General features: G+C 65.3%; 1 protein-coding gene. It reads left to right on the plus strand.

Translation table 11 applies throughout. The features are described from left to right. Positions 1-120: 120 nt before the first annotated feature. A complete protein-coding gene (locus tag FS320_RS43015; RefSeq protein ID WP_152718603.1) occupies positions 121-1476 on the plus strand; it encodes an IS1380 family transposase in 1356 nt (451 codons plus the stop codon). Positions 1477-1632 lie beyond the last annotated feature (156 nt).

A 1632-nucleotide genomic window follows, 5' to 3' on the forward strand; every position in this document is an offset into this window, starting at 1 on the left:
CCCATCTTATGCACGATGCGGCTGAAGAGGGTTGGCGAGTGTAGCCTAAGTGACTGACGTGTCGTAGGATTTGGTTGCTGACACCAACCCCTGCCACGATTGCACCGTGCCACACCCGCCATGACGGACGATACCCCTCCAACGTTTCCGTTTCCAGCCGTTGGCCGCAAGAAGATCACCGCCGCTTTCGACGGTGGGCGCCTGTCGTCAGACGGTGGTGTCATGCTCCTGGCCCAGGCCGAGCGCCGGCTTGGGATCGCCGAGCGGCTGGCACGCGTCATCCCGGATCAGCGCGATCCGACCCGCGTCAGGCATGCTGTGGCGGACATGATCCGCGCCCGCATCTTCGCCATCGCGTGCGGCTATGAGGACTGCAATGACTTCGGCTCGCTGCGGGCTGATCCGGCGTTCAAGCTCGCCTGCGGGCACTTGCCGGAGACGGGAGCGGATCTCGCCTCGCAGCCGACCCTCTCACGCCTGGAGAATGCCCCGACGATCCGCGATGCCATCCGGTTGACCTATGCTCTGGTCGACCAATGGATGGCCAGCTATGCCACCGTGCCGGATGGCGTGGTGCTGGATATCGACGACACCTGTGACGTGGTGCATGGGCATCAGCAGCTGTCGTTGTTCAACGCCCATTATGACGAGCGCTGTTTCCTGCCAATGCATGTCTACGATGCGGCGACGGGCCGGCCTGTCGCGGTTGTGCTGCGGCCGGGCAAGACACCCTCGGGCGTGGAGGTGCGGGCGCATCTACGCCGGCTGGTGCGGCGCATCCGGACGCGCTGGCCGACCACGCAGATCACGATCCGGGGCGACAGTCACTATGCCCGTCCCGAGGCCATGGACTTCTGCGAGCAGAACGGCGTCAGCTATCTGTTCGGGCTGGCCGGCACGAAGCCGCTCACCGCCAAAGTCCAGAATGTGGCCGATGCGGTGCGCACCCAAAGGGCGGTCGAGGATCGCGAGGTGGTGCGGGATTTCGCCGAGACCAAGCACCGGGCCAAAAGCTGGTCGTGCGAGCGCCGGGTGGTGGCCCGCATCGAGGCCACGCGCCTGGGGCTCGACATCCGCTTTGTCGTCACCAACCTGACCGGCACCAGCCCGCGGGTTCTCTACGAAAGCCTGTACTGTGCCCGCGGCCAGGCGGAGAACTGGATCAAGTTCCACAAAGCGCAACTCGCGTCCGACCGGACTTCTTGCCGGCGAGCGGTGGCCAATCAGGTCCGCCTCGTGCTGCACACGGCAGCCTACTGGCTGATGCTGTCGGTGCGGGATGCTATCCCGGCTGTCCGCGATCTCGCCCGCGCCGAGTTCGCCACCTTGCGGCTGCGCCTGCTCAAGATCGCCGTGCGGGTGCAGGAAAGCGCCACTCGCATCCGGCTGGCCTTTGCCTCCTGCTGCCTGGAAGCGGATCTCTTCCGCCGTCTTGCGGGGGCTCTCGCACCCCGGCCACGGGCGGCGTCGCCGTAAGCAACGGGGCCGCCATCGCCCCGATCACCCCATCCAATTCCTGCCAACGCGTTCGCCATGTTCCAAATCTCATCGCGATGAAACAGACGCAACGAGCCGCCGCGATTGCAGGCCAGAACGGCAAATATCAACATGCCTCATGAATAGGGTGGGCTA

The sequence above is a fragment of the Microvirga tunisiensis genome, from assembly GCF_009296175.1.
GTDB classification, from domain to species: Bacteria; Pseudomonadota; Alphaproteobacteria; order Rhizobiales; family Beijerinckiaceae; genus Microvirga; species Microvirga tunisiensis.